The sequence below is a fragment of the Streptomyces lacrimifluminis genome (assembly GCF_014646095.1).
GTDB lineage: Bacteria > Actinomycetota > Actinomycetes > Streptomycetales > Streptomycetaceae > Streptomyces > Streptomyces lacrimifluminis.
Window position 1 is genome coordinate 65258 of the sequence record NZ_BMMU01000007.1, and the last position, 26055, is coordinate 91312.

Below are 26055 nucleotides of genomic sequence, written 5' to 3' on the forward strand. Positions count from 1 at the left end.
CGGCCCCGGTCGACGGCGGTCCAAAGACCTGCTGCGGGCGGCATCAAGAGGGTGCCCGCAGCGCAACAAACCACACCGTGTCATGGGAACAACGTGACACTTCTGGGCGTTTTGCCCGATACTGGGAGGCGGCATGACAGAGACGGCGAGCGGTCCGGCACGGAGTTCCCGCGCCAAGGGGACCAAGGCGGTCCGGGGACTGCGCATCGAGCGGATCCACACCACCCCCGGCGTGCACCCGTACGACGAGGTCGAGTGGGCGAGCCGTGACGTCGTCATGACCAACTGGCGCGACGGCTCGGTCAACTTCGAGCAGCGTGGCGTCGAGTTCCCCGACTTCTGGTCGGTGAACGCGGTCAACATCGTCACCAGCAAGTACTTCCGCGGTGCTGTCGGCACCCCGCAGCGCGAGGTGAGCCTCAAGCAGCTCATCGACCGCATCGTGAAGACGTACACGAAGGCCGGTGAGGACTACAAGTACTTCGCGTCCCCGGCCGACGCCGAGATCTTCGAGCACGAGCTGGCGTACGCCCTCCTGCACCAGATCTTCAGCTTCAACAGCCCCGTCTGGTTCAACGTCGGGACCCCGCAGCCCCAGCAGGTCTCGGCCTGCTTCATCCTGTCCGTCGACGACTCCATGGAGTCGATCCTCGACTGGTACAAGGAAGAGGGCATGATCTTCAAGGGCGGCTCGGGCGCCGGCCTGAACCTCTCCCGGATCCGCTCCTCCAAGGAACTGCTCTCCTCCGGCGGCAACGCCTCGGGCCCGGTCTCCTTCATGCGCGGCGCCGACGCGTCGGCAGGAACGATCAAGTCGGGCGGCGCCACCCGCCGCGCGGCCAAGATGGTCATCCTCGACGTCGACCACCCCGACATCGAGGGCTTCATCGAGACCAAGGTGAAGGAAGAGGAGAAGATCCGCGCCCTGCGCGACGCGGGCTTCGACATGGACCTGGGCGGCGACGACATCACGTCCGTCCAGTACCAGAACGCCAACAACTCGGTCCGGGTGAACGACACGTTCATGAAGGCGGTCGAGACGGGCGGCAAGTTCGGGCTCACCTCCCGGATGACCGGCGAGGTCATCGAGGAGGTCGACGCCAAGTCGCTCTTCCGCAAGCTGGCCGAGGCGGCCTGGGCCTGCGCCGACCCGGGCATCCAGTACGACGACACGATCAACCAGTGGCACACGTGCCCGGAGTCCGGCCGTATCAACGGCTCGAACCCGTGCAGCGAGTACATGCACCTGGACAACACGTCGTGCAACCTCGCCTCGCTGAACCTGATGAAGTTCCTGAAGGACGACGGCAAGGGCCGCCAGTCCTTCGAGATCGACCGCTTCGCGAAGGTCGTCGAGCTCGTCATCACCGCGATGGACATCTCCATCTGCTTCGCCGACTTCCCGACCCAGAAGATCGGCGAGAACACGCGCGCGTTCCGCCAGCTCGGCATCGGCTACGCCAACCTCGGTGCCCTGCTGATGGCGACCGGTCACGCGTACGACTCCAAGGGCGGCCGTGCCCTGGCCGGGGCCATCACCTCCCTGATGACCGGCACGTCGTACCGCCGATCCGCCGAACTCGCCGCGGTCGTCGGCCCGTACGACGGCTACGCCCGCAACGCGCAGCCGCACCTGCGGGTCATGAAGCAGCACGCCGACGAGAACGACAAGGCCGTCCGTATCGACGACCTGGACACCCCGATCTGGGCCGCCGCCACCGAGGCCTGGCAGGACGTGGTGCGCATCGGAGAGAAGAACGGTTTCCGTAACGCACAGGCGTCCGTCATCGCCCCGACCGGCACCATCGGTCTCGCGATGTCCTGTGACACCACGGGTCTTGAGCCCGACCTCGCGCTGGTCAAGTTCAAGAAGCTCGTCGGCGGCGGCTCGATGCAGATCGTCAACGGCACGGTCCCGCAGGCCCTGCGCCGCCTGGGGTACCAGGAGGAGCAGATCGAGGCGATCGTCGCCCACATCGCCGAGCACGGCCATGTGATCGACGCCCCGAGCCTCAAGCACGAGCACTACGAGGTGTTCGACTGCGCCATGGGCGAGCGGACCATCTCCGCGATGGGCCACGTCCGCATGATGGCCGCGATCCAGCCCTGGATCTCCGGCGCCCTTTCCAAGACGGTCAACATGCCGGAGACGGCGACCGTCGAGGAGGTCGAGGAGATCTACTTCGAGGCCTGGAAGATGGGCGTCAAGGCGCTCGCGATCTACCGTGACAACTGCAAGGTCGGCCAGCCGCTCTCCGTCAAGAAGAAGGAGAACGAGAAGGCCGAGGTGACCGCGAAGACCGAGGCGACGATCCGTGAGGCCGTCGAGAAGGTCGTCGAGTACCGCCCGGTCCGCAAGCGCCTCCCCAAGGGCCGTCCCGGCATCACCACGTCCTTCACGGTCGGCGGTGCCGAGGGTTACATGACCGCCAACTCCTACCCGGACGACGGTCTCGGCGAGGTCTTCCTGAAGATGTCCAAGCAGGGCTCCACCCTCGCGGGCATGATGGACGCCTTCTCGATCGCCATCTCGGTGGGTCTGCAGTACGGCGTGCCGCTGGAGACGTACGTCTCGAAGTTCACGAACATGCGCTTCGAGCCGGCCGGTATGACGGACGACCCCGATGTCCGTATGGCCCAGTCGATCGTCGACTACATCTTCCGTCGCCTCGCGCTGGACTTCCTCCCCTTCGAGACACGTTCCGCCCTCGGCATCCACTCCGCCGACGAGCGTCAGCGTCATCTGGAGACGGGGTCCTACGAGCCGACCGAGGAAGAGGTCGGCATCGAGGTCGAGGGTCTGGCCCAGTCGGCGCCCCGCACCACGGAGCTGAAGGCCGTCGCGGCCCCGCAGGCCGTCGCCACCCAGGCACCGGAGCCCGCGCTGGCACAGGTCCACACCAGTGCCGAACTGGTGGAGATGCAGCTGGGCATCCAGGCGGACGCCCCGCTGTGCTTCTCCTGCGGCACGAAGATGCAGCGGGCCGGGTCCTGCTACATCTGCGAGGGCTGCGGGTCGACCAGCGGTTGCAGCTGAAACCGGGCCGGGTCGCATCGGACGCAACGTGCTGGATGTCCGTTGTGGAGGTCAGCCCGGCGTAGTCGGACGTGGTGATCCCCTGACTCCGTGAAGGGAGTCAGGGGATCACCCAAGCGCGCGTGTCGGCCGGAAGAAGTGGTCAGTGGCTGCCCGGGACCCGCACCCGGGCGGCCACCCACCCGGTTCCGCCCCACGCCCGCAGTCCGGGCACCCACCGGGGAGGGATCAGGTCTGACGCGTGCGGCCCATCTCCCCCGGGAACGTCGAGGGGTCGTCCTCGAAGCCCTGGACACCGGAGTGGAAGTCCCACGAGCCGGCCTCGTCGCGGACGAACTCCGCGACCGTGGCCGCCGTAGCCCCCAGAACGCCGCCGAAGTCGTCCTCGGCCAGGACCGTGTAGCCCTCGCGAATGCGCAGGCCCGGCCCCTGGACACCGACGAACGTCCGGTGAGTGGAGCGCTGCTGGATGATGACGCCGACCACCACGCGCGCGTACTGGGCGCCCAGCCGGTCGAACTCCAGCGTCATGACCTCGTCCCAGCCGAAACCCTTGCCGTCCTTGCTGTCCCGGTTGAGCGTGATCGTGCCGTCCGGAGAGCGGCTGTCGAAGTGCACCACATAGGCGGGATCCCCGTACGGATCGGTCGCCGAGTAGGTCGCGGCGACGATGTCGAGATCGGTGGGCGGCTGATCCGCCGGACTCGGGTCCCACTTCAGTGAGACTTCCGCCTTGCGGATCCCCTTGTTGAGGTCCTTCACCAGACTTCCCTTCCCCGTTCGCCGTGTGGTCTCGCGCCAACTGCCGGTACATCCCAGCTGGTTGTCCATCGTGCCACGCGCGCGGGGGCCCTCGCGCGGTCGTACTCCGCCCGAGCGTGACCGGCGCCACGCTCCGAGCCCTTACGATGGCGCGGTGCTGGTCAAGTGGATTCGCTGCACCGTGGTGGACCGCCGCGGTTTCGAACGGGGGCAGCGAAAGTGGGCGGGACTTCTGGGGGAGCCGGGATTCCGGGGGCAGGGCGGGGGCTGGAGCCGGGGGCGTCCCGGCGTGGCGCACGTCTTCGCCTTCTGGGAGAGCCGCGCCTTCTACGACTCCTTCATGGCCCGGTCCCATGATCGGCTCGCCACCGCGCAGTCGGGCACCTTCAAGGAGCAGCAGGTCAAGCTGTTCGATCACCGTTTCGATGTGAAGACCGGCTTCGAGCCGCGCTTCACGGACTCCGACCTGGTACGGGTGGCGCACTGCCGTGTCCACGAGGAGCGTGCCGAGCACTTCGCCCTGATGCAGGAGAAGGTCTGGAACCCCGCGATGGCGGGTTCGCCCGGCATGGTGCGAGGGCTGTTCGGCGAGGCGCCGGGCCACGAGTTCCTGATTCTGTCGATGTGGCGGTCGGCCGCCGAGCACGGCAAGTACCGGGCCGAGCGTGTGGAGAGGCTGGCGCTGCGGGCCCAGCTGGAGGCGGACGTCGCGGCTCTCGCGGGCGACATCGTCGAACTGGAACCCAGCTGGATAGTCTGAGGTCCGGGACGCCGCGTTCCGGACCTGGTGTGTTCCAGGGCGCACGACATGTGTGACATACGCCGTATAGAGGCCGTGTGAGTGCCCGGTCGGCGCCGACCCGATCTAGGGTTTTGGCATGGTAAGACCACGGCGCATCGTCCTTGTCCGGCACGGCGAGTCAATGGGCAATGCCGATGACACCGTCTATGAGCGCGAGCCGGATCACGCCCTCGCCCTCACCGAACGAGGCCGGCGACAGGCGGAGGAGACCGGCAAGCGGCTGCGCGAGGTGTTCGGGCAGGAGCAGGTGAGTGTGTACGTCTCCCCCTACCGTCGCACGCACGAGACCCTGCGCGCGTTCGGCCTGAACTCCGACCTGGTGCGGGTACGCGAGGAGCCCCGGCTGCGCGAGCAGGACTGGGGCAACTGGCAGGACCGGGACGACGTACAGCTGCAGAAGGCGTACCGGGACGCGTACGGGCACTTCTTCTACCGCTTCGCCCAGGGGGAGTCCGGTGCCGACGTGTACGACCGGGTCGGCGGCTTCCTGGAGAGTCTCTACCGCAGCTTCGAGGCCCCGGACCATCCGCCCAACGTGCTGCTGGTGACCCACGGGCTGGCCATGCGGCTGTTCTGCATGCGCTGGTTCCACTGGACCGTCGCCGAATTCGAGTCGCTGTCGAATCCGGGGAACGCGGAGATGCGGATGCTCGTTCTCGGAAGTGACGGCAGGTACACCCTTGACCGGCCGTTCGAGCGCTGGCGGGATCCGGAATCGTATGGAATCACCGGATAGAGTGGCAGGGCGATGACCGTTGATTCCTCTCCCCAGTCCTCTCCTCACGAGCGCCTGGAGCGCGCCCTGGCCAGTCTGCGCGGGCTTGCGGTGGGCGACGCGCTGGGGTCGCAGTTCTTCGTGCCCGTGAACTACCCGCTGCTGGGGCTCCGCGAGCTGCCGCCCGGCCTCTGGCAGTGGACCGACGACACGGAGATGGCGTGCTCCGTGGTGGCCGTGCTGGTCGCCCACCAGCGCATCGACCAGGACGCGCTGGCCCGTTCCTTCGCGCGGCACCATGACTTCGACCGGGGGTACGGCCCGGCGGTGAACCGGCTCCTGCGGCTGGTCCGGGAGGGCGGCGACTGGCGCGAACTGGCGTCCAACCTGTTCAACGGCCAGGGGTCCTGGGGCAACGGCGCCGCCATGCGCATCGCTCCCCTGGGTGCCTGGTACGCGGACGACCCGGAGCAGGCGACCCACCAGGCCGAGATCTCGGCCTACCCCACGCACCAGCACCGCGAGGCCGTGGTGGGCGCCATGGCCGTCGCCGCGGCCGCCGCCCTGGTGGCCGACCCGGGCGGCCCGCCGAGCCCCGGTGCGCTCCTCGACGGTGTCGTCGCCCTCGTCCCGAGGAGCGCCGTCTCCGCCGGGCTGCGGCGCGCCCGGGACATGCTCGACTACGCCGACGCGGGCACGGTCGCGGCCGTACTGGGCTGTGGTCGGCGTACGTCGGCGCACGACACCGTGCCCTTCGCTCTCTGGTCCGCCGCGCGCGCCCTCGGTGACTACGAGGAGGCGTTCTGGGCGACGGCCCAGGTGGGCGGGGACGTGGACACGAACTGCGCCATCGTGGGCGGCGTACTCGCAGCGGGGAAGACGGGGGCGCCGCCGGCGGAGTGGCTGGAGCGGACGGAGACGCTGCCGGAGTGGGTGCCCGCCGGGGCGTAGCGCGAACGGGGGGCAGTGCGCCGCCGCCTCCGCGGCCCTCTCCGGGACGGCTGTCGTACCGCGCGCGTGCAGAGCGCGTACCTGGAGTGAGGTCAGCCTCGGTGAGGCGCCCCGCTGTCGCGGTGCCGCCGTGAGCGATCGTCCGTTCGGGTCGCAGGGGGAACGGCGACACGGCACCGGATCTCGTCCGCACGCGCGCCCTCGCGTGGTCTGGCAGCCGTCCATGTGCCGTTCCGGTGTGCGCCGCGACATGCGCCGCTGACCTGGTGGGCGTGCATCCGTCGGGGCAGCGCCTGCAGGCCGCGTCGCCGGGGGAACGCTGTCGGGTGCCGGACGTCGTGCGTGCGCGGTGCCCTCGCGCGGTCCGACAGGCGGCCCGGTACGTAGCTCCCGCGCCGGGAGCCACGTACCGTGGCCGCTGTCGGCCGTGACCCTCTCGACGGCACCTGCGGCCCGCTGCCGGGAGATCAGCCGCCGGCCGGGCCGGTGGTGCTCGCCGTGCCTGCCAGGGCCTCCAGGTCGCTCTTGCGGACGCGGATGACGAACCAGGCGGTGGCGAGGGCCAGGACGGCCATCGCGGCGGCGGGGATGAAGGCAGTGGAGATGCCGTGCGCGAGTACCTCGTGGCTCCAGGGCGCGGGGAGTTGCCCGGTCCGGGCGAACTCCGCCTTCTGCTCCGCCGTGGCCTCGGCGAGGAACTTGGGCACCTGTTTCGCCGCCTCGTCGCGGCTAGCCGAGCCGAACACCGTCGTCAGGATGGAGAGGCCGAGCGAACCGCCCACCTGCTGTGTGACGTTGAGCAGCCCGGACGCGGCGCCCGCCTCGTGGGCGGCGACCCCGGAGACCGCCGTCAGGGTCAGCGTCACGAAGTTCAGGCCCATGCCGAAGCCGAACACCAGCATCGGTCCGAGCACCCCGCCGACGTACGAGCTGTCGGGTGTGATGAACGCCTGCCAGGCGAGGCCGAGCGTGGCCAGCGCCGAGCCGACCACCATGAACGGTTTGGGCCCCAGGACCGGCAGGAACCGCTGCGACAGGCCCGCGCCGATGGCGATCGCGACGGTCACCGGGAGGAAGGCGAGACCCGCCTCGATCGGTGTGTACAGCAGGACGTTCTGTACGAAGAGGACGATGAAGAAGAACATGCCGAACATCGCCGCGGCCAGGCTCAGCATGATCACGTACGTGCCCGAGCGGTTGCGGTCGGCGAACATCCTCAGCGGGGTGATCGGCTCCTTGGCGCGCATCTCCACGAACACGAAGGCGACCAGCAGGACCACCGCCGTGCCGAAGGACGCGAGGGTCACGCCGTCCCGCCAGCCCTTCTCCGCCGCGCGGATGAAGCCGTAGACGAGGGACGCCATGCCCAGCGTCGACGTCAGCGCGCCCACGACGTCGAAGCGGCCCGGGTGGCGTTCGGACTCGCTGATGTACAGCGGCGTGAGCACGGCGATCAAAAGACCGATCGGTACGTTGACGAAGAGCACCCAGCGCCAGTCGAGCCACTCCGTGAGCATGCCGCCGGCGAGCAGGCCGACGGCGCCGCCGCCGGCGGAGACGGCGGCGAAGACCCCGAACGCGCGGTTGCGCTCCGGGCCTTCGGCGAACGTGGTCGTGATGAGCGCCAGCGAGGTGGGCGAGGCGATCGCGCCGCCCACGCCCTGGAGGGCTCGCGCGGCCAGCAACTGCCAGGGTTCCTGGGCGAGTCCGCCCAGCAGGGAGGCGGCGATGAACACCAGGATGCCGGTCAGGAAGACCCGGCGGCGGCCGAGGATGTCACCGGCCCGGCCGCCGAGCAGCAGCAGGCCGCCGAAGGTGAGCGTGTAGGCGCTGACCACCCAGGTGAGGTCGGTCGTGCTGAACTTGAGGGCGCCTTGAATGTGCGGTAGCGCGATATTCACAATCGTCGCGTCGAGTACCACCATGAGTTGGCAGGCCGCGATGACGGTGAGTGCTATGCCGGGATGCCCCTCCCGGCGGGCCGCACCTGGTTTCTGGTCTTTCATCAACGAAGAGGTAGTCACTATGGGTCCCCCATAAGAGCACTAGTGAACGCTTGCGTTCACTGTCGTGTCGAACGGTAGTGAGTCCCCGACAGTGAACGCAAGCGTTCACTGAAGCCGCCGCCGAGTCGTGTACCGGTCACCCGGGTAATCTCGGCGTTCCACCTGGTCGGCGATCCCCCCAATGCCGACAATCCTCATAAATAATCGCATTCCCCGCCATCCCCTGCCCGCTGGAGACGCTCAGATGGTTACCTCGCGCTGGACGGCTGCCCCCGCCCAGGCGGCTTCCCCCCGCCGGCGCGGCGCCGTGCTCGAACGCGCGATCCTCGATGCCGCCCTGGAGCAGCTCAGTACGGTCGGCTGGAACGGGCTCACGATGGAGGGTGTGGCCGCCGGCGCCCAGACCGGCAAGGCCGCGGTCTACCGGCGCTGGCCCTCCAAGGAGGACCTCGTCGCGGACGCGCTCCAGGCCGGACTGCCGCGCTTCGACCGGGCGCCCGACCTCGGGAACGTGCGGGACGACCTTCTCGAACTGTGCCGGCAGGTGCGTGATGCGCTGTTCTCACGCCCCGGGTTCGCGCTGCGCTCGGTGATTCACGAATGCGACAACCCGCAGGCGGAGCGCTTTCAGAGTGTGATCTTCGGAGGGCTCGTCGAGCCGACGGTGAAGCTCCTTCGGGAGATCATCGACCGAGGGATCGAGCGGGGGGAGGTGCGTCCCGACGCCGCCAACGGCTACGTCCTGGACGCCATCCCGGCGATGATGATGTACCGCTCCAAGATGTGCGGGAGCGAATGGGAGGAGCGGGACATCGAGGAGATGATCGACCGGCTGATGCTTCCGCTGCTGCGGGCCGGCGGTGTCTGAAAGTCCGCTCCGAAGGCGCCCGCGTGTGTTCCGTGGTGAGCCTCAAGTCGCTTGGGGGAACCGGGGTGTCGTGTGGGGTTCCGGGCGGCGTAGGCTAAGAGCGCCATGCCGTACGAAGCACCCACCCACACCGTCGAGCGCTCTTTGCGCGCCACGACCGGAGCGAAGGTCATCGCCGGCGTCGACGAGGTGGGGCGGGGCGCGTGGGCCGGCCCCGTCACCGTCTGCGCGGCGGTCACCGGTCTCCGGCGGCCCCCCGAGGGGCTCACCGACTCCAAGCTCCTCGCGGTCAAGCGGCGTACCCAACTCGCTGAAATACTGCGGGAATGGGTCACGTCGTACGCGTTGGGGCATGCCTCACCGGAGGAGATCGACGATCTGGGGATGACCGCAGCGCTGCGGCTCGCCGCGGAACGTGCTCTCGAAGCCTTGCCGGTCCGCCCCGACGCGGTCATCCTCGACGGGAAGCACGACTACCTCGGGTCGCCGTGGCGGGTCCGTACGGTGATCAAGGGTGACCAGTCGTGTGTGGCGGTCGCGGCGGCGTCCGTGATCGCCAAGGTCCAACGCGACAAGATGATGGCCGAACTGGGTATTGACCATGCAGACTTCGGGTTTGCGGCCAATGCCGGGTATCCGTCACCCGTGCACAAGGCCGCGCTGGAGGAGCGGGGTCCCACCCCGTACCACCGGCTTTCGTGGGCGTATCTTGATGCGCTGCCCCAGTGGCGGCACCTCAAGAAGGCCCGCAGCTGGGCGAACGGGAACGCTCCGGAGATCGAGGGCCAGCTCGGCTTCGACTTCTGACAGTTCCCTTCGCACTCATGTGCCACCCGCCGACGCGAATCGCACCGGCGTTTGATAAATATCAAGTCATGCCTCTCATTCCCGAGGAGCCTCAGATTCACGAGAGTGCCCAGGGTCCCCGCGTCGCTCCGGCCAGTGGCCACAGCGCGCCGACCCCCCGTCCCGTCCCCGGCCCGCGCCCCGCGGCTTCGCCGCGTCCCGGCCGTCCGGGGCCTTTCCGGCCCACCGCGCCGGCGCAGCGTGCACCGCGCGACTCGCCCGCGAATGTGGCTTCGACCGCGGGCGGGGTCAAGCCCCGGCCGTCCGCGGCTCCGGCCGCCCCTGTCCCTTCCACCCCCTCCGCGCCTGTCTCCGGGGCCCCGGCGGCCCCGAAGATCCAGCTGATCCCGGCCTCGGCCGAGGGTGCGCTGGACGCTGCCGAGGAAGCCGTCGACCTGCTCCTGGAGTCGGGTCGGGCCCCCGGTGAGGTGCTGGTGATCACCACCGGCGATCCGCATCCGTGGGCCGCGCACGAGCTGTCCTTCGGTGAGGGCCCGTACTGGGCGCAGCACGACGCGGGCGACGACGTCTTCTACGCCGACGCCGCCGCTCTGAGCCGTGCCGCCTCCCGTCCCGTGGTCGTGGTCGCCGTCAACGGCGGTGCCGACACGACGACCGCCGCGGCCCTTCCCCTGGCCCTCGGCCGAGCCGGTGCCCTGCTGATCTGCTGCGGCGACCCGCAGCGGATCAACTCGGTGCTGGGCGCGGGGGTCTGAGCCGGTTCCGGTTCGTCGAGCAGCTTCGGGCACCGTCCCGGGTCGGCCGGTCCAGCGACACCGGACCGGCTGGCGGAGGCCGTTGAAGCGGTGACCGCCGTACGGCGCTCTGCGGTGTCTGGGCCCGGGCGGCCGGAAACCGGATCGTCAGGGCCGATCGAATCGCACGGCACGAGGGGGGCACGCGCACGCGTGCCCCCCTCGTGCCGTGCGTGCGTGCCGGATGCCGTTCGGGCGACTCGTGGTGCCCAGGCAGGGGCTCTCACCGGTGTACGCCGTACCTGCGGACCCCGTTGTCCGCGGTGGCTGCTCTCCGTACGACTCTTCGTGTGATGTGGCCGTTGTCCCTGCTCGGCAGGGGCAGCCGTACGGCGTGGCCAACCGCTGGCCGCCGGGCGCCTCTGTCAGCGGGCTGCCGCGCGGCGCAGGATGTCCGAGGCGGTGCCTCCGGTGCGGGGCATCGGCAACGGTGGCGGTGCCTCGGACATGGCGAAGGGCTCCGGGCGTGAATCCGAGCTCGGGCGGCGCCCTCCGCGCCCCTCGCCGAGCACCTGCCAGCCGTCGCGTGTCAGCGTGATGTACGCGCCGCAGCGCAGCCCGTGCAGGGTGCAGGCGTCGCGCAGACCCCACATCCACGCGCCGTCCTCCTCCGTCCAGCGCGCGTCGCCGTCACGGCAGTAGAGCAGGACGGCGGTGCGCACCGGAGTACGGCGACGCAGGTCGTGGGGGATGACCCGGCGCAGCTGCGCGAGCAGCGAGTTGCGGAACATCCAGCCGTCGGCCGGCGCCGAGCGGCGGGTGAACGAGGCGCTCGCCCGCAGCCGTTCGTCCGGATCGAGGACGGCCACGATCGCGGTCGCGGGCCCGGGGCGGTGCCGCGCGTGCAGTCCGCTGACGAGCTCGCGGGGATTGCGCAGCAGGGGAATCCCGGCTGCGGCCCACTCCGCGGGTTCGAGCATGCGGGCTGCTGAGTTGGTGGAAGCGGCGGACAGGTCGGCAGACGTCGACATGGATGCCGCGGGGGACGGAGCGAATCCGAAGGTCACGGTCCTCCCTTCGGCTACGCGCCCACACTGCGGGCGGAAAACGGACTTGGGGGAGCGCACACCGCGGCGGAGCCCTGCCGGACCACGGACACGCCGTGCGGGGAGCGGACTCCAATTCTCGCTGTCGAACTGGGTTGCGGCAACGAGCAAATGGGGCCACCGACCGGCTTCTGGTGATCTGTGGATTATATCCCTGCCAGGTGTGTCATTTGTAGATGGCTGAGGTGGCCGGGAACGTGCCGTTGGTCCGCTTGTTCGGTTTGGTTCACGTTCTCGTCATCGGTGATTATGGGGCGAGGACCAGTGGCAACGTCTCCCGCGCACCGATCCGTCGACGCCCCGGGCCGCCACCGCGAGGGTCCACCCGATCACCTCGGTGTCGTCCGAAAGGGGGACGGGCCCACCGCCGGAGCGGCTGGACGGAAGGGCTGTGCGCGCCTCGTCACGGCCGGGGATTGGGCCGTTGTCAGTGCTGTGGGGTTGCATGGGGGCATGAGTAACCAGGAGCTACGTGACGAAGCCGACGCCATCCTCGCCGAGCTGGTCGGTGCCCCTGGGGGTTCGGCGCGGTTGCGGGAGGACCAGTGGCAGGCGGTGGCGGCCCTGGTGCAGGAGCGCCGACGTGCGCTGGTGGTGCAGCGCACCGGCTGGGGCAAGTCGGCGGTGTACTTCGTCGCCACGGCTCTGCTTCGCAGGCGTGGCTCCGGCCCGACGGTGATCATCTCGCCGCTGTTGGCGTTGATGCGCAACCAGGTCGAGTCGGCGGCTCGGGCCGGTATCCGGGCGCGCACGATCAACTCGGCCAACCCGGAGGAGTGGGACGCCATCTACGGGGAGGTCGAGCGCGGCGAGACCGACGTTCTCCTCGTCAGTCCGGAACGCCTCAACTCCGTGGATTTCCGTGATCAGGTGCTGCCCAGGCTCGCGGCCACCACCGGCCTTCTCGTGGTCGACGAGGCGCACTGCATCTCCGACTGGGGACACGATTTCCGTCCTGACTACCGCCGGTTGCGCACGATGCTCGCCGAGTTGCCGGCGGGGGTGCCGGTGCTGGCCACGACGGCGACCGCGAACGCGCGGGTGACGGCGGATGTGGCCGAGCAGCTGGGCACGGGGGGCGGGGACGCCCTGGTGCTGCGGGGGCCGCTGGACCGGGAGAGCCTGCGGCTGGGCGTGCTGTCGCTGCCGGATGCGGCGCACCGGCTGGCGTGGCTGGGGGAGCGGCTGGGGGATCTGCCGGGCTCGGGGATCATCTACACACTGACGGTGGCGGCGGCGGAGGAGGTCGCGGCGTTCCTGCGGCAGCGCGGGTATCCGGTGGCCTCGTACACGGGGAAGACGGAGAACGCCGACCGGTTGCAGGCCGAGGAGGATCTGCTGGCGAACCGGGTGAAGGCGCTGGTGGCGACCTCGGCGCTGGGAATGGGCTTCGACAAGCCGGACCTGGGGTTCGTGGTCCACCTGGGGTCGCCCTCGTCCCCGATCGCCTACTACCAGCAGGTGGGGCGTGCGGGGCGCGGTGTGGATCATGCGGATGTACTGCTGCTGCCGGGGCGGGAGGACGAGGCGATCTGGGCGTACTTCGCTTCGGTGGGCTTCCCTCCTGAGGAGCAGGTACGGCGCACATTGGGCGTTCTGGAGGAGGCGGGCCGTCCGTTGTCGCTGCCGGCACTGGAGCCGTTGGTGGACCTTCGGCGTTCACGGCTGGAGACGATGCTGAAGGTCCTAGACGTGGACGGGGCGGTCAAGCGTGTGAAGGGGGGCTGGACGGCGACAGGGCAGCCGTGGGCGTACGACACCGAGCGCTACGCCTGGGTCGCCAAACAGCGCGCAGCCGAGCAGCAGGCCATGAGGGACTACGTGGCGACCACGGGATGCCGGATGGAGTTCCTCCAGCGGCAGCTCGACGACGAGAAGGCGGTCCCGTGCGGTCGCTGCGACACCTGCGCAGGACCCTGGCTCGATCCCGCCGTGTCGCCCGGCGCTCTGGCGGGTGCTGCGGGCGAACTGGACCGCCCCGGGATCGAGGTCGAACCGCGCCGGATGTGGCCCTCGGGCATGCCTGCGGTCGGGGTCGATCTCAAGGGCCGGATCCCCGTGGGCCAGCAGGCGGCCACCGGGCGGGCGCTGGGCAGACTGTCGGACATCGGCTGGGGCAACCGCCTGCGTCCGCTGCTGTCGGCGCAGGCTGCGGACGGGCCGGTCCCGGACGACGTGCTGGCCGCCGTGGTGACGGTGGTGACCGACTGGGCCCGCTCGCCGGGCGGCTGGGCGGGCGGCGGTCCCGACGCGGCGACGCGGCCGGTGGGGATCGTCGCCATGCCCTCCCGCACCCGTCCGCAACTGGTCGGTTCACTGGCCGGCGGACTCGCCCGGGTCGGCAGGCTTCCCCTGCTGGGCAGCCTGGCCTACACCGAGCGGGCGGACGAGTACGCGGCGCACCGCAGCAACTCCGCCCAGCGGCTGCGCGCCCTGGCCGCCTCGTTCACGGTGCCCGAAGAACTCGCCGCCGCGCTGGCCGCCACCCCCGGCCCGGTTCTGCTCGTCGACGACTACACGGACTCCGGCTGGACCCTGGCCGTAGGCGCACGCCTCCTGCGCCAGGCCGGAGCCGACGCGGTCCTCCCGCTCACCCTTGCCGTGGCAGGGTGAGGAAGCGTCGCTGAGGGCGCTGGAGGGCATCGGGACGGTGGCACGTGCGCGTGCGGGCGCTCGCCCGCCTCGGAGGCCGTCGCCGGCCTCGCGCGCGGCATGCGTGAACGGTGCGGGGCTCCCCGGGTGACCTGCGGTCATGTCAGCCGGCTTCGGCTCCGTCGGCGGGGGGCTCACCACCTCCCGCAGAACAACGTAGGGAGTCTTTTCCGGGCCCCGCAGCGGCCGGGCGAGGTGGGCGCCGGTGAGGCTTCCGGCCATCGCGCCGACCAGCGTGGAAGCGGGGGGAGAAGCGGAGCGCTCAGCGCGTCCCAGGCGATGGGGAACATCACGGTCGCGCTGAGGTAGATGGCGGCGAGTCGTGCGCTACGCCTCGGGTTGCTCACCGCGGTGTCGAGTCCGAGGCCGACACTCCGGCTCGGCAAGGCCGGGATCAGGATGCCTACGGCCCCGTCGAAATAACCCCCGTAAACAGCGAGGCGAACCGCCCGAGCAGGGAGGTGCGGGAACTCACGCCGACCGTGTGGCCCGCGTGGTGTTCAACCCTTGGGACAGGGGCCGTTCGGAGGTGAGAATCACCGAGGCGAAGGCGAGCAGTCACGGGGCTGTGGCGTCGAACGGCGATGAGGGCAGCGCCGGGAGCAGGTCCCCGCGACTCCGCCGTCGATCACACCGATCGGCTGTCAGCGACTTCGCGAGCGACTTCGCGGACATCGCCCCGGCAGACGGGAGTTCGCGTCGGTACACCCATGCGCCGACCACGGCCACGGGGGCGGGCGACCCGAAACAACGCGTTCGCCCGTCCTCGCCGACAGGCCACCGCTGGCGGCATGCGAGTGCCTGTTCGAGGCGGTGTCACGTCGCTTCGCGGGTGTACGGGATGGCGTGCGGATGTCGACGCTGCCCTTGACGTGTCCCTGGTCGGGGTTATCCACAGGCTCAAGCGGAATCGCGGAATCCGCGAGATCGTCACGGCATGACGAATCACAGCGAAACGCATCAGGTCACCCTGCGTACCCCGGCCGAACTGGCCGATGCCCTGCCGTACCTGCTCGGCTACCACCCCGAGGACAGCATCGTTCTCGTCGCGCTCCACGACAGGGACGGGCGTGGCCGGTTCGGCGGACGTGCCCGCCTCGGAATTCCCGCGAACCCGGACGACTGGCCCGCTGTGGCACAGCAGCTGACGCATGGTCTGGTGACCGGAAGCGAGCGCAGAGGCGCACGGCCCGAGAGCATGGTCGTGTACCTCTGCCAGGAACCGACGGAGGGTGAAGCGCCGCATCAGGTGAGGGAACGTCTGCGCCCGCTCGCCCAGTTGCTGCGCACCGAATGTGGCCGCCTCGACGTACCCGTGGTCGAGGCTCTGTGCATCGCCGACAACCGCTTCTGGTCCTACTGCTGTGTGACGCCCGAGTGCTGTCCGGACGACGGAGTGCCCATGGGCCTGCCCGGCACCTCGGTGCTGGCCGCCGCGGCGACCTACGCCGGTCTGCAAGTGCGAGGCACACTGAGCGAGTTGCGGGCCAGGTTCCACCCCTGGGAGACCGCTGCGGCGCTGGAACAGGAACGTGCGCTCGACATCGCGAACGCCCGCATGGTGCCGCGGATCCTCGACGACGCGAGCCGCGCGGACGTGGCCGAGGAGACCCTGCGACAGGCATCGCAGGTCAGGAGCCGATTCGCCGGCGCCCCTACCGTCGCCGGCACGTTTCTGGCGGACCTTCGCGACGACGAACTGCTCGCACACGACGAGGCCGCCACGCTGATTCTGGGCCTGCAGGATCGTACGACGCGCGATCGCGCGGCGGAGTGGATGGAGGGTGACGAGGCGGCACCTGCCCTGCGTCTCTGGCGGGCCCTCGCCCGCCGCTGTGTCGGGCCGTACCGCGAGCACGCCGCGGCCCCTCTGACACTCGCCGGCTGGGTCGCCTGGTCGACGGGTGACGAACTGGAGGCGAGGGAAGCCCTGGCCATGGCACTCGGCGCGGACCCCGGGTACCTGTTCGCCCGCCTGCTGCACCAGGCCTGCAACGAGGGTCTGGACCCGGAGTCGATCCGGCGCTGTCTGCGCGCGGAGCGCGGCGGCCGGCCTGGAGTCTCTGCCGGACCGCCCGGAAGCACGCCGGACACCGAGCGGACCGGAGTCGGTGACACGTACGAGGACAGGGACATCGGGTGGGGTGAGGACCCACAGGGGTTCGAGGCCACGGAGGGGTCGGAGGGGACGGAGAGGTTCCCGGGAGCGAGCGGTGCCGATGGTGTGGAGGGGATCGAGAGCGACGGCTGGATCGACGGCACCGAGGCCACGGCACCGCTCGGCGATGTCACGGGTCCCTCGTCCCGCTCGACGTCGACCAGCGGCGCCACCCGGGCGCTGGAGTCGGCCACGAGGCGTCGACGTCGGGCAGTCCCGGCAGCCGACGCCGAGACGCGCCCTCGCGCCAGGAGGACGGGCGCAACCCGTCCCCAGCCCTCGGGCAGGCCCGTCGTACGTCGCCACAGCCCGGGCGAGGGGAAGGCCGCCCCTCGCGGCCATCGGATGAAGAGGGACGGCGCGTGAACTGGGACGGGGCGGTTCACCCGTGCTCCGGCGGCAGTCACATGCCAGGTGGACGAATCGACAGGGGCGGGACAGCCGCCGGGTGCCCGATCGGCGGCGGGAGGGACGCCCGCAGGCTGAGCAGGGCCAGGACGCCCGAGGAGCGACCCCTCAGTGAGGGGACAGCAGACCGCCGCTCCGCCGACCGAGTGCCGGTCTGCGGCCGGATCGGCAACGGCGGACAACGCGACCCGCGATTGAGCGACGGCAGCGCGTCCCACGTACAACTGACCGGCGCCAGGACAGCTCACGGACACCTCACCCTCCCGACCACAGTGGACGGCCGACGCAGTCGTCCCGGCACCGGCCGCACGTATGCTCCGCCTCACCGCCAATCGGTCGGCTTGTCCCGCCGGAGGCGTGACCCGGGGAAGCCCTGGTCCGTTCACCTGAGTGGCGGAACCCTTGGACAGGCCGAGCCGCCGCACCACCCCTGTCCTGCCGAAGCCCCCTACTGGGCGCCGAGTGCGCCCTCGGCGCCCAGAGCGCAGAAGAAGTCGCCCATGCATCCGCCGACCCCGCCCTCGGCCGACGACGACCGTCGTGCCGCTGGAACACCCACGCCGTCCTTGCGGGGAGGTGGCGGCGGAGCTCCCGGGCACGCAGGGGACCCGCGAGGTCCGGAGCCTCGTTTCCCGGGCACCGGACGCCCTTCCGCACCCCCGGGCCGGGGCACCCCGCCACCGCTCGCGCCGCCTCCCTCTTCCCGGCCGCCGCTTGCCCCGCCCACCACCACCCGCCGCCCGGCCCAGCTGCCCCCGACCCACACCACCCTGATCTGTGTCGCCCTCCCCGGGCTCGCGATCTCCACGGACCAGGGTCAGCTCACCGGCCGAGGACTGGAGGGCTTCTACCGCGGGGGCAGGCGTGTGCTCTCCCGGTGTCAGGTCCGCGTGGCCGGCCGCGAACCGCTCGCGGTACAGGCCCGGATGACGGCGGCGGATCGCGCCCGCTTCGTGGGGACGCTGCGCATCTCCCCCGACGGCGGGCCGGACCCCGACATCGTCGTCGAACGCGTCCGCCACGCGGACGGCACGGAGCGGATCACCCTGCGCAGCTCGGCGCCGCGCCCGCTGCGTCTGCCGGTCGAGGTGTCACTCGGTACCGACCTGGCTGACCTGGGCACGATCGCCTCCGGCACCGCGGGCCCCGAACTGCCCGCCAGCGTCCATGCCTCCGGCCTGCGCTGGTCCTGCGCCACCGGCAGCGCCGCCGTCACGGCCGACCCGCCACCTGCCGACGCGTTGGCCTCCGCCGGTCTGCTGCGCTGGGAGCTGGAACTGCCCCCGGGCGGTTCCATGACCCTGGAGCTGCGTATCCGGCAGGATGGCGCGGGACCCGTCCGAGCCGTGGGTCACGTGGCGACGAGCCCCTTCGCCCCGGCCCGGGCCGCCGGCGACGATCCACGCGTCGAGGCACTCCTTGGGACCGGCATCGACGACCTCCAGGCCCTGCTCCTGCGCGACTCCGCGCATCCCTCCGACACCCACCTCGCGGCAGGCGCACCGTGGCGCTGCGGCATGGCCCCGGCCGAGGCTCTTGCCGCCGCCCGCATGACGCTTCCCCTCGGCACCGGGCTCGCGGCAGGAACGCTGCGAACCCTCGCCCGCACCCAGCTCCCCGGGCCGGGCCCGAGGTCCGGCATGCTCCCCGGCCCGCGCCGGGACGCCGGCCCCCACCTGCCACCGGGCTGCACGGGCACGGAGGCAACCCTGCTCTTCCCCGTGCTCCTCGCCGAGGCCCGCCGCTGGGGGCTCCCGGAACAGACGACCGAGGAACTGCTCCCGACCGCCGAACGCTGTCTGACCTGGCTGCGCACGACCGTGGGTGACGGAACCTACCTGCCCGATCCCCAACCGGGCGGCCCTGTGCGCTGCGAGACGCAGGCCCATGCGCACCGAGCCGCCCTCCTCGGGGCCGACCTCCTCGACGCGTACGGCCGGCCGGGCGGTGCCGGGCTGCGGCAATGGGCTCAGGAGTTGCGCACCGCGTTCAGGGACGACTTCTGGGTCGAGGACCGGGGCGGGGGCAGACCCGCTGCCGCCCGTACACCGGACGGGCGCACCGTGCCGCACTTCGGCGCGATCGCCGCCCATCTCCTGGACACCGGTCTGCTGGGCGCGGGCGAACAGGCCCCCGGGCTGCTCGACAAGGTACAGACCGGACAGCTCGCCCGGCTGTTCGGCAGTCCGGCCATGGACTCCGGCTGGGGACTGCGCGGCCTGGGCGTCAAGGAGGCGGGATACAACCCCTTCGGTCACCGGAGCGGTGCCGTGCGGGTGCAGGAGACCGCGGTGGCCGTCGCGGGCCTGGCCACCGCAGGGTACGAGAAGGAGGCGAGTTCCCTGCTGCGCGGCCTCCTGGCGGCGGCCGAGGCCTTCGCGTACCGGCTGCCGGAGATGTACGCGGGGGAGCAGCGCGCGGAAGGAGGCGCTCCGTTGCCCCACCCGGCGGCCTGTCGGCCGTCGGCCACCGCTGCCGCCTCCGGGGTGCTGCTGCTCACGACCCTGGCCGGTATCCGTCCGGACGCCCCGGCGAGCACGGTCATGCTCCGCCCGGTACGCAGCGTGCCGCTGGGCGAGATCGGCCTGACCGGGCTGCGGATCGCGGGCGCCCCCTTTTCCGTACGGGTCGGCCGTCTCGGCGTCGCCATCGTCGAGGAGGCTGCAGAGGGACTCCAACTGGGAGCATGACCTCGTACGACAGGTCCCGGGAAGGCGACTCAAAGCGGCCCGTGAGACCTGTGAGACCTGCTTCCGACCACCGTGGACCAGCCGTGGGCGCGGCCGGAGAGGGGAGTGTTTATCGTCAGGCAGACGACTATGATCGCGGCATGCCCTACGACCCGTCAGCCTTCCCGCCCTTCGCCGTCACCGTGGACCTGGTCGTGCTGACCGTGCGTCGTCATGCCCTGTGCGCGCTGGCGGTACGCAGGGGTGAACCGCCCTTTCAGGGACGTTGGGCGCTCCCTGGTGGCTTCGTGCGGGCCGACGAGGATCTGGCGCAGGCCGCGGCGCGTGAACTGGCCGAGGAGACCGGTCTGCGCGCCCACGACCCGGACGCCCCGGCTCAGGACAACGGTGCTCATCTGGAACAGCTCGCGACGTACGGCGACCCCAAGCGTGATCCCCGGATGCGGGTGGTCAGCGTCGCCCATCTCGCGCTCGCCCCCGACCTGCCCGCTCCCCGGGCGGGCGGTGACGCCAACAGCGCCCGCTGGGCACCCGTCGAGGAACTGCTGCAACAGGGCGGCTACGGCCGAGACGGCGAACAGGCGGCACCCCTCGCCTTCGACCACGCCCAGATCCTGTCGGACGGGGTGGAACGGGCCCGCTCCAAGATCGAGTACTCGTCGCTGGCCACGGCGTTCTGCCCGACCGAGTTCACCGTCGGCGAGTTGCGCCGTGTGTACGAGGCGGTGTGGGGCGTCGCCCTCGACCCGCGCAACTTCCACCGCAAGGTCACGGGCACCCCGGGCTTCCTCGTCCCCACCGGCGGTACGACCACCCGGCAGGGCGGTCGTCCGGCCCAGCTCTTCCGGGCGGGCGGCGCAACCCTGCTCAACCCTCCGATGCTGCGTCCCGAGGTCTGACCCCGAACACCATGGGGCAACCTCTGCCCTCGGTGGGCCCCGCCGCACCCGGTAAAACGGACATAACGCGCTATCTTGCTACGGGTGATCCAGGCCTTCGGACTGACCAGCAACCCGCGCAAGGAGCTCCCGCCCGCCGTCGACGACGTCTCCTTCGAGGCGCGCGCGGGCTGCGTCACCACGCTCCTCGGCACCCCAGGCGCCGGCAAGACAACGGTGCTCAGGCTCATGCTCGAACTCCAACAGGGCCGGGGGACCACCTACTTCAGAGGCCGCCCACTGCACCGCATCGCCCATCCGTCACGCGAGGTCGGCGTTCTCCTGGGGGATGTGCCGGGGCACCCCGCGCGCACCGTCCGCGGCCAACTCCGCATGCTGTGCGCGGCGGCAGGCGTCCCGGTGCGCCGTGCCGACGAGGTCCTCGAGGTCGTCGGCCTCGTCAGCCTGCGCGACGAACGCCTGGGCGCACTGTCCCGCGGCATGGACCGTCGGCTCGGCCTGGCCTGCGCTCTGCTGGCGGACCCGCACACCCTCGTGCTCGACGCGCTCACCGACGGTATGTCCGCCCGTGAACGCCATTGGCTGCACGGCATGCTGCGTGCCCACGCGGCCCAGGGCGGCACCGTCCTGTGCACCACCGCCGACCCCAAGGAGGCAGCCCGCACCGCCGACCGGATCATCACCCTGGAGCAGGGACGGCTTGTCGCCGACCAGGAAGCCGCGGACTTCTCCCGCACCAGACTGCGCCCCCGTGTCGCCGTGCGCAGCCCGCACGCCGCCCGTCTCGCGGCCCTGCTGACCAAAGAGGCCCGGACGGCACAGCGCTCCGTGGAGGTCGTACGTGAGGCCGGCAATCGGCTCTCCGTGTACGGCAGTACCTGCGCGGACATCGGCGAGACCGCGTTCCGGCACGGCATCCTCGTACACCAACTCGCCGACGAGGTCGGTGACATGGGTCCCGGAGCAGACTCGACCCGCGAGGAGGAGACGTCGGCATGCCGAGAGACGCGGACACTCGGCGAGGCCCGTGTGGCTGGTGGGTCATTGGTGCTCGGTGAGGTCGGAGCAACCGGTATGACCGGAGAGGCCGACGGCACAGCAGTACGGAAGGCTGCCGGGGCCGTGGCCGCGTCCGAGGACGCCGACCTGCCTCAGGGTTCTGCCATCCCTCTGGGCCCTTCCGCATCGCACGGCTCTGCCGGGCAGAGCCTTCACACAGCCACCGTGCCGTCGACCGAGGCCACCTCGGCAATCTCTCTCCCCGAGCCGAACGTGCCCACCGGCCGACTGCCGACAGTCACTCGGGTCTCCGAGTCGACAGCCGGCCGTGCCTCAGCGGCGTCCGCGCCCACGGGCCCCCAGAGCGCCCGACCGTGCTCCTCCGGCGTCCTCACCTCCGACAGCCTGCCCCCGCTCCCGCCTCCCATCTCTGTTCGACCCGCTCCGAGTCCACTGCGTCCCCTCCGGTACGAGCTGCGCCGGGCCGGCGGTGTCGGCACCGGGTTTCTCACCGGGGCCGCCGTGCTCGTCTCGTCCGCACTCGTCGCCGTACTCCTGGCTCGCGTCGGCCACACCCCACAGCACCGCCTGCTGGCCGCCTGGCCGCAGGAGCTGCCGCTGCCGCCGGCGGCACTCGGCGCCGGGCTGCTGGGCGCCATCGCCTTCGGCGACGAGTTCCGCCACCCCGCGCTGGCGGTCGACCGCGGCACCGTGCCCCGCCGACTGGGGCTGCTCATGGCCAAGCTCGTCGTCGCCGCGGCCACCGGGCTGCTGCTGGCCTTCCTCACCGTGGGCTGCGACGCGGAAGTGCTCTACCTCGTCTACGGTCGGGAGCTGGCGCGAGTTCCCGCGGACTGGCTCATGCTGAGCGCGAGTTGGGTCGGCCTTGTGATCGGCTGCGCGTGGGCCGGGGTGCTGGCGGCGGGCATCTTCCGCTCCACCACCGCGGGGCTCGCGGCGGTGCTCGCCGTACCGGTCCTCGTGGTGCCCCTCGTACAGAAGGTCCTGGAGGGATCGTCCGTGCGGAGCGCGGCCGGTTTCTCCGTGCGCCTTCGGGAGCTGTTCCTGGCGGAGTGGCCCTTCGGCGGTGAACGGTATCTGGCTGCCGGAGCGCGGGTGATCGCCCAACCCGTCGGTGGCGCGCTGACGTTGTCGCTGGCTGCTCTGCTCTGTGCGTATCTGCTCACGACCCTGCGAAGCAGGGTCCGATGACGATCGTCCGGGCCCTTCCCGTCCTGCCCTGCGCACAACTCCCCGGAGAACGCCCGTTTCTTTCCGATAAGGCGTCAATTGCGACGAGGCGAGCGATCACCCTTTCGTGTGCTTTTCACCAAAGACCTCAAGGGAGTTGAAGACGGAGCCGACAAAGGATCCGTGAGTACCCTTGCGCACACCATGATGACCGCCGCCCGCTCCGCAGACTCCGGTCTCGTCGGCCCGGGCGGGCTCGACCGCTACCCCTACGCCGAGGCCCCCGGCGTCGACCGGGTGGGAGTGCCCTCCTGGGATGCCGCGGACCCGGAACTCGGCCGTGTCGGCCGCCGCAGCGCGGGCAGCCGCGGCCGCGGCCTGCACGGTCAACTCGTCCAGCAGCTTGGCCAGATGATCGTCGCCGGCGACCTTGGCGCGGACCGCCCCCTCGTGCCCGAGGAGATCGGCCAGCGTTTCGAGGTCTCCCGCACCGTAGTCCGTGAATCGCTCCGGGTGCTGGAGGCCAAGGGCCTGGTGAGCGCCCGGCCGAACGTGGGCACGCGCGTGCGTCCCGTCAGCGACTGGAACCTCCTCGACCCCGACATCATCGAGTGGCGCGCCTTCGGGCCACAGCGTGACAACCAGCGCCGCGAGCTCAGCGAACTGCGCTGGACGATCGAGCCGCTCGCCGCCCGCCTCGCCGCCGGGCACGGACGCGAGGACGTCCAGCAGCGGCTCGTCGACATGGTCGAGATCATGGGCCACGCCATGAGTCAGGGTGACGGGGTGACCTTCTCGCGCGCCGACGCCGAGTACCACTCGCTGCTCATCCAGCTCGCCGGCAACCGCATGCTGGAGCACCTCTCCGGGATCGTGTCCGCCGCCCTTCAGGTGTCCGGCGGTCCGATCACCGGTTGTGACCGGCCCACCGAGGCGTCCTTGGCGCACCATGCCCGGATCGTCGAGGCGCTCGGTGCGGGCGACGGTGCGGGGGCGGAGGCGGCCATGCGGCAGCTCCTCATGGTGCACCCCGAGGTGGAGCGCGTGGTCCCGGCCCCGCGCGAGCACTGACCGCGCGCCGAGGGCGGCGCGATCGGAGGCAGTGTCGCCCTCCGGAATCATCGCTCGGCTCGCGAACCGTCACTGCCGGGCCCCGTCGGATCCCGAGAGGGGGCGGCGGGGCCCGGCAGTGAGACGGGACGACCGAGCGGTGAGTGGAGCGAGGAAGAGGCGGCCGATCGCCCTGAAGCGTCCATCATGGTGGTGACTGCCGCTGCCGATGGGGGCGCGGATCGGTCCGGACCGGCCTGGTCGCCGCCACACCTGACCACCTCTAGTCACATTTGACCGCTTCTGGGCATTTAGGGGTGTGACTCGGGCCACGCAGATTGGGCGTAACGCTTGCGGAGGCAGCGCGATGACCTAAGAGGTGACAGCCGCGGAGGGAATACGGGCGCCGTTCAGGGCGCTGTGCATCTTCCCGGCCCCCGCCCGCGCCGTCGGCCCATCCCCAGTCGGCGGTCGTCGGCTCCTGTCCGTAGTGGACGGGGCCGGAAGCCGTTTTCCAACGTTCGAGAGGTTGTTCGTGTCGGCCAGCACATCCCGTACGCTCCCGCCGGAGATCGCCGAGTCCGTCTCTGTCATGGCGCTCATCGAGCGGGGAAAGGCTGAGGGGCAGATCGCCGGCGACGACGTGCGTCGGGCCTTCGAAGCTGACCAGATTCCGGCCACTCAGTGGAAGAACGTACTGCGCAGCCTCAACCAGATCCTCGAGGAAGAGGGTGTGACGCTGATGGTCAGTGCCGCGGAGCCAAAGCGCACCCGAAAGAGCGTCGCAGCGAAGAGCCCGGCCAAGCGCACCGCCACCAAGACGGTCGCGGCGAAGGCGGTGACCACGAAGAAGGCCACCGCCACCGCCACCCCGACGGCCCCCTCCGCCGACCCCTCCGTCGACGACGAGGCGCCTGCGAAGAAGGCCGCCGCCAAGAAGACGACGACTGCCAAGAAGGCTGTCGCCAAGAAGACCGTCGCCAAGAAGACGGCGGCCAAGAAGACGGCCGCCGGCAAGGACGACGCCGAGGCCGTCGAGGACGAAGCACTCGAGGACGTCAAGCCCGGTGAAGAGGAAGAGGAGGGGGCCGAGAACAAGGGCTTCGTCCTCTCCGACGACGACGAGGACGACGCGCCGGCCCAGCAGGTCGCCGTGGCCGGTGCCACCGCCGACCCGGTCAAGGACTACCTCAAGCAGATCGGCAAGGTCCCGCTGCTCAACGCCGAGCAGGAGGTCGAGCTCGCCAAGCGCATCGAGGCCGGTCTGTTCGCCGAGGACAAGCTGGCGAACGCCGACAAGCTCGCCCCGAAGCTCAAGCGCGAGCTGGAGATCATCGCCGAGGACGGCCGCCGCGCCAAGAACCACCTCCTGGAGGCCAACCTCCGTCTGGTGGTCTCCCTGGCCAAGCGTTACACCGGTCGCGGCATGCTCTTCCTGGACCTCATCCAGGAGGGCAACCTCGGTCTGATCCGCGCGGTGGAGAAGTTCGACTACACCAAGGGCTACAAGTTCTCCACGTACGCCACCTGGTGGATCCGTCAGGCGATCACCCGCGCGATGGCCGACCAGGCCCGCACCATCCGTATCCCGGTGCACATGGTCGAGGTCATCAACAAGCTGGCGCGCGTGCAGCGCCAGATGCTCCAGGACCTGGGCCGCGAGCCCACTCCGGAGGAGCTGGCCAAGGAACTCGACATGACCCCGGAGAAGGTCATCGAGGTCCAGAAGTACGGCCGCGAGCCGATCTCCCTCCACACCCCCCTGGGTGAGGACGGCGACAGCGAGTTCGGTGACCTCATCGAGGACTCCGAGGCGGTCGTCCCGGCCGACGCGGTCAGCTTCACGCTTCTTCAGGAGCAGCTGCACTCGGTCCTCGACACGCTCTCCGAGCGCGAGGCGGGCGTCGTCTCCATGCGCTTCGGTCTCACCGACGGTCAGCCGAAGACCCTCGACGAGATCGGCAAGGTGTACGGCGTCACCCGCGAGCGCATCCGCCAGATCGAGTCCAAGACCATGTCGAAGCTGCGCCACCCGTCGCGTTCCCAGGTGCTGCGCGACTACCTCGACTAGGTCGCGGTCGTACGACACCGAAGGCCCGGCCTCCCGCAGGGGAAGCCGGGCCTTCGTGCTGAGCGGGCGCGGGTCGTCGCACCGGCGTACGCGGAGTGCGGCCGGGCGCGTGCGGAGCGAGGTGCTCCCCTCCGCGGCGTCCCTCGTTC

The 26055-nt window shown here is 70.6% G+C and carries 17 protein-coding genes; 14 read left to right on the forward strand and 3 right to left on the reverse strand.

The features are described 5' to 3' along the window. The first annotated feature begins 133 nt into the window (after positions 1-133). Positions 134-3037 carry a vitamin B12-dependent ribonucleotide reductase gene (locus IEY89_RS13085; protein WP_189147541.1) on the forward strand — a complete coding sequence of 968 codons (2904 nt, stop codon included), beginning with the start codon at positions 134-136 and terminating at the stop codon, positions 3035-3037. A 228-nt stretch (positions 3038-3265) separates the two neighbouring features. Here IEY89_RS13085 and IEY89_RS13090 read toward each other — a convergent pair whose 3' ends face one another. After that, complete coding sequence (locus IEY89_RS13090) at positions 3266-3799, reverse strand: TerD family protein (protein WP_189147542.1); 534 nt, start codon at positions 3797-3799, stop codon at positions 3266-3268. Positions 3800-3953: 154 nt separating this feature from the next. Between IEY89_RS13090 and IEY89_RS13095 the strand changes: the two genes are divergently transcribed. From IEY89_RS13095 to IEY89_RS13105, 3 genes are all read left to right on the forward strand, one after another. Next, on the forward strand, positions 3954-4559 hold the full coding sequence (locus tag IEY89_RS13095) for a YdbC family protein (RefSeq protein ID WP_189147543.1): 606 nt from the start codon (positions 3954-3956) through the stop codon (positions 4557-4559). Positions 4560-4677: 118 nt separating this feature from the next. Then, positions 4678-5337: a histidine phosphatase family protein gene (locus tag IEY89_RS13100; RefSeq protein WP_189147544.1), complete on the forward strand. Its 660-nt coding sequence runs from the start codon at positions 4678-4680 to the stop codon at positions 5335-5337. Between the two features lie 12 nt (positions 5338-5349). Further along, a complete protein-coding gene (locus IEY89_RS13105) occupies positions 5350-6267 on the forward strand; it encodes an ADP-ribosylglycohydrolase family protein (RefSeq protein ID WP_189147545.1) in 918 nt (305 codons plus the stop codon). 467 nt (positions 6268-6734) lie between these two features. Here IEY89_RS13105 and IEY89_RS13110 read toward each other — a convergent pair whose 3' ends face one another. Further along, positions 6735-8291 carry an MFS transporter gene (locus IEY89_RS13110; protein ID WP_189147546.1) on the reverse strand — a complete coding sequence of 519 codons (1557 nt, stop codon included), beginning with the start codon at positions 8289-8291 and terminating at the stop codon, positions 6735-6737. 226 nt (positions 8292-8517) lie between these two features. Here IEY89_RS13110 and IEY89_RS13115 point away from each other — a divergent pair, with 226 nt between their 5' ends. From IEY89_RS13115 to IEY89_RS13125, 3 genes are all read left to right on the forward strand, one after another. After that, the gene (locus IEY89_RS13115; RefSeq protein WP_189147547.1) at positions 8518-9141 is read left to right on the forward strand and encodes a TetR/AcrR family transcriptional regulator; all 624 of its coding nucleotides are present in this window, start codon (positions 8518-8520) and stop codon (positions 9139-9141) included. A gap of 105 nt (positions 9142-9246) precedes the next feature. Beyond that, complete coding sequence (rnhB, locus tag IEY89_RS13120) at positions 9247-9948, forward strand: ribonuclease HII (RefSeq protein ID WP_189147548.1); 702 nt, start codon at positions 9247-9249, stop codon at positions 9946-9948. A 68-nt stretch (positions 9949-10016) separates the two neighbouring features. Beyond that, on the forward strand, positions 10017-10703 hold the full coding sequence (locus IEY89_RS13125) for a hypothetical protein (RefSeq protein WP_189147549.1): 687 nt from the start codon (positions 10017-10019) through the stop codon (positions 10701-10703). A 404-nt stretch (positions 10704-11107) separates the two neighbouring features. Here the strand turns inward: IEY89_RS13125 and IEY89_RS13130 are convergent, their stop codons facing one another. Continuing rightward, entirely contained in the window at positions 11108-11749 is a 642-nt protein-coding gene (locus IEY89_RS13130) for a hypothetical protein (protein WP_189147550.1), read from the reverse strand. A gap of 492 nt (positions 11750-12241) precedes the next feature. Here IEY89_RS13130 and IEY89_RS13135 point away from each other — a divergent pair, with 492 nt between their 5' ends. The 7 genes from IEY89_RS13135 (at position 12242) to IEY89_RS13165 (ending at position 25906) form a co-directional block, all read left to right on the forward strand. Further along, positions 12242-14401, forward strand: a complete 2160-nt coding sequence (locus tag IEY89_RS13135; protein WP_189147551.1) for a RecQ family ATP-dependent DNA helicase — start codon at positions 12242-12244, stop codon at positions 14399-14401. 976 nt (positions 14402-15377) lie between these two features. Further along, positions 15378-16964: a DUF4192 domain-containing protein gene (locus IEY89_RS13140; protein ID WP_189147552.1), complete on the forward strand. Its 1587-nt coding sequence runs from the start codon at positions 15378-15380 to the stop codon at positions 16962-16964. 815 nt (positions 16965-17779) lie between these two features. Beyond that, a complete protein-coding gene (locus IEY89_RS13145; RefSeq protein ID WP_189147718.1) occupies positions 17780-19696 on the forward strand; it encodes a glycogen debranching N-terminal domain-containing protein in 1917 nt (638 codons plus the stop codon). 140 nt (positions 19697-19836) lie between these two features. Continuing rightward, positions 19837-20595 carry an NUDIX hydrolase gene (locus IEY89_RS13150; protein ID WP_189147553.1) on the forward strand — a complete coding sequence of 253 codons (759 nt, stop codon included), beginning with the start codon at positions 19837-19839 and terminating at the stop codon, positions 20593-20595. Positions 20596-20679: 84 nt separating this feature from the next. Beyond that, positions 20680-22806, forward strand: coding sequence for an ABC transporter ATP-binding protein (locus IEY89_RS13155; RefSeq protein ID WP_189147554.1), 2127 nt, complete (start codon positions 20680-20682; stop codon positions 22804-22806). A gap of 162 nt (positions 22807-22968) precedes the next feature. Beyond that, positions 22969-23856 carry a FadR/GntR family transcriptional regulator gene (locus IEY89_RS13160; RefSeq protein WP_189147555.1) on the forward strand — a complete coding sequence of 296 codons (888 nt, stop codon included), beginning with the start codon at positions 22969-22971 and terminating at the stop codon, positions 23854-23856. Positions 23857-24370: 514 nt separating this feature from the next. Continuing rightward, complete coding sequence (locus IEY89_RS13165) at positions 24371-25906, forward strand: RNA polymerase sigma factor (protein WP_189147556.1); 1536 nt, start codon at positions 24371-24373, stop codon at positions 25904-25906. Positions 25907-26055 lie beyond the last annotated feature (149 nt).

Bases quoted from the DNA above. Each gene is read 5' to 3' on its own strand.
- IEY89_RS13085 (WP_189147541.1), top strand. From the start codon at position 134: ATGACAGAGACGGCGAGCGGTCCGGCACGGAGTTCCCGCGCCAAGGGG.
- IEY89_RS13100 (WP_189147544.1), top strand. From the start codon at position 4,678: ATGGTAAGACCACGGCGCATCGTCCTTGTCCGGCACGGCGAGTCAATG.
- IEY89_RS13105 (WP_189147545.1), top strand. From the start codon at position 5,350: ATGACCGTTGATTCCTCTCCCCAGTCCTCTCCTCACGAGCGCCTGGAG.
- IEY89_RS13115 (WP_189147547.1), top strand. From the start codon at position 8,518: ATGGTTACCTCGCGCTGGACGGCTGCCCCCGCCCAGGCGGCTTCCCCC.
- rnhB (WP_189147548.1), top strand. From the start codon at position 9,247: ATGCCGTACGAAGCACCCACCCACACCGTCGAGCGCTCTTTGCGCGCC.
- IEY89_RS13125 (WP_189147549.1), top strand. From the start codon at position 10,017: ATGCCTCTCATTCCCGAGGAGCCTCAGATTCACGAGAGTGCCCAGGGT.
- IEY89_RS13135 (WP_189147551.1), top strand. From the start codon at position 12,242: ATGAGTAACCAGGAGCTACGTGACGAAGCCGACGCCATCCTCGCCGAG.
- IEY89_RS13140 (WP_189147552.1), top strand. From the start codon at position 15,378: ATGACGAATCACAGCGAAACGCATCAGGTCACCCTGCGTACCCCGGCC.
- IEY89_RS13150 (WP_189147553.1), top strand. From the start codon at position 19,837: ATGCCCTACGACCCGTCAGCCTTCCCGCCCTTCGCCGTCACCGTGGAC.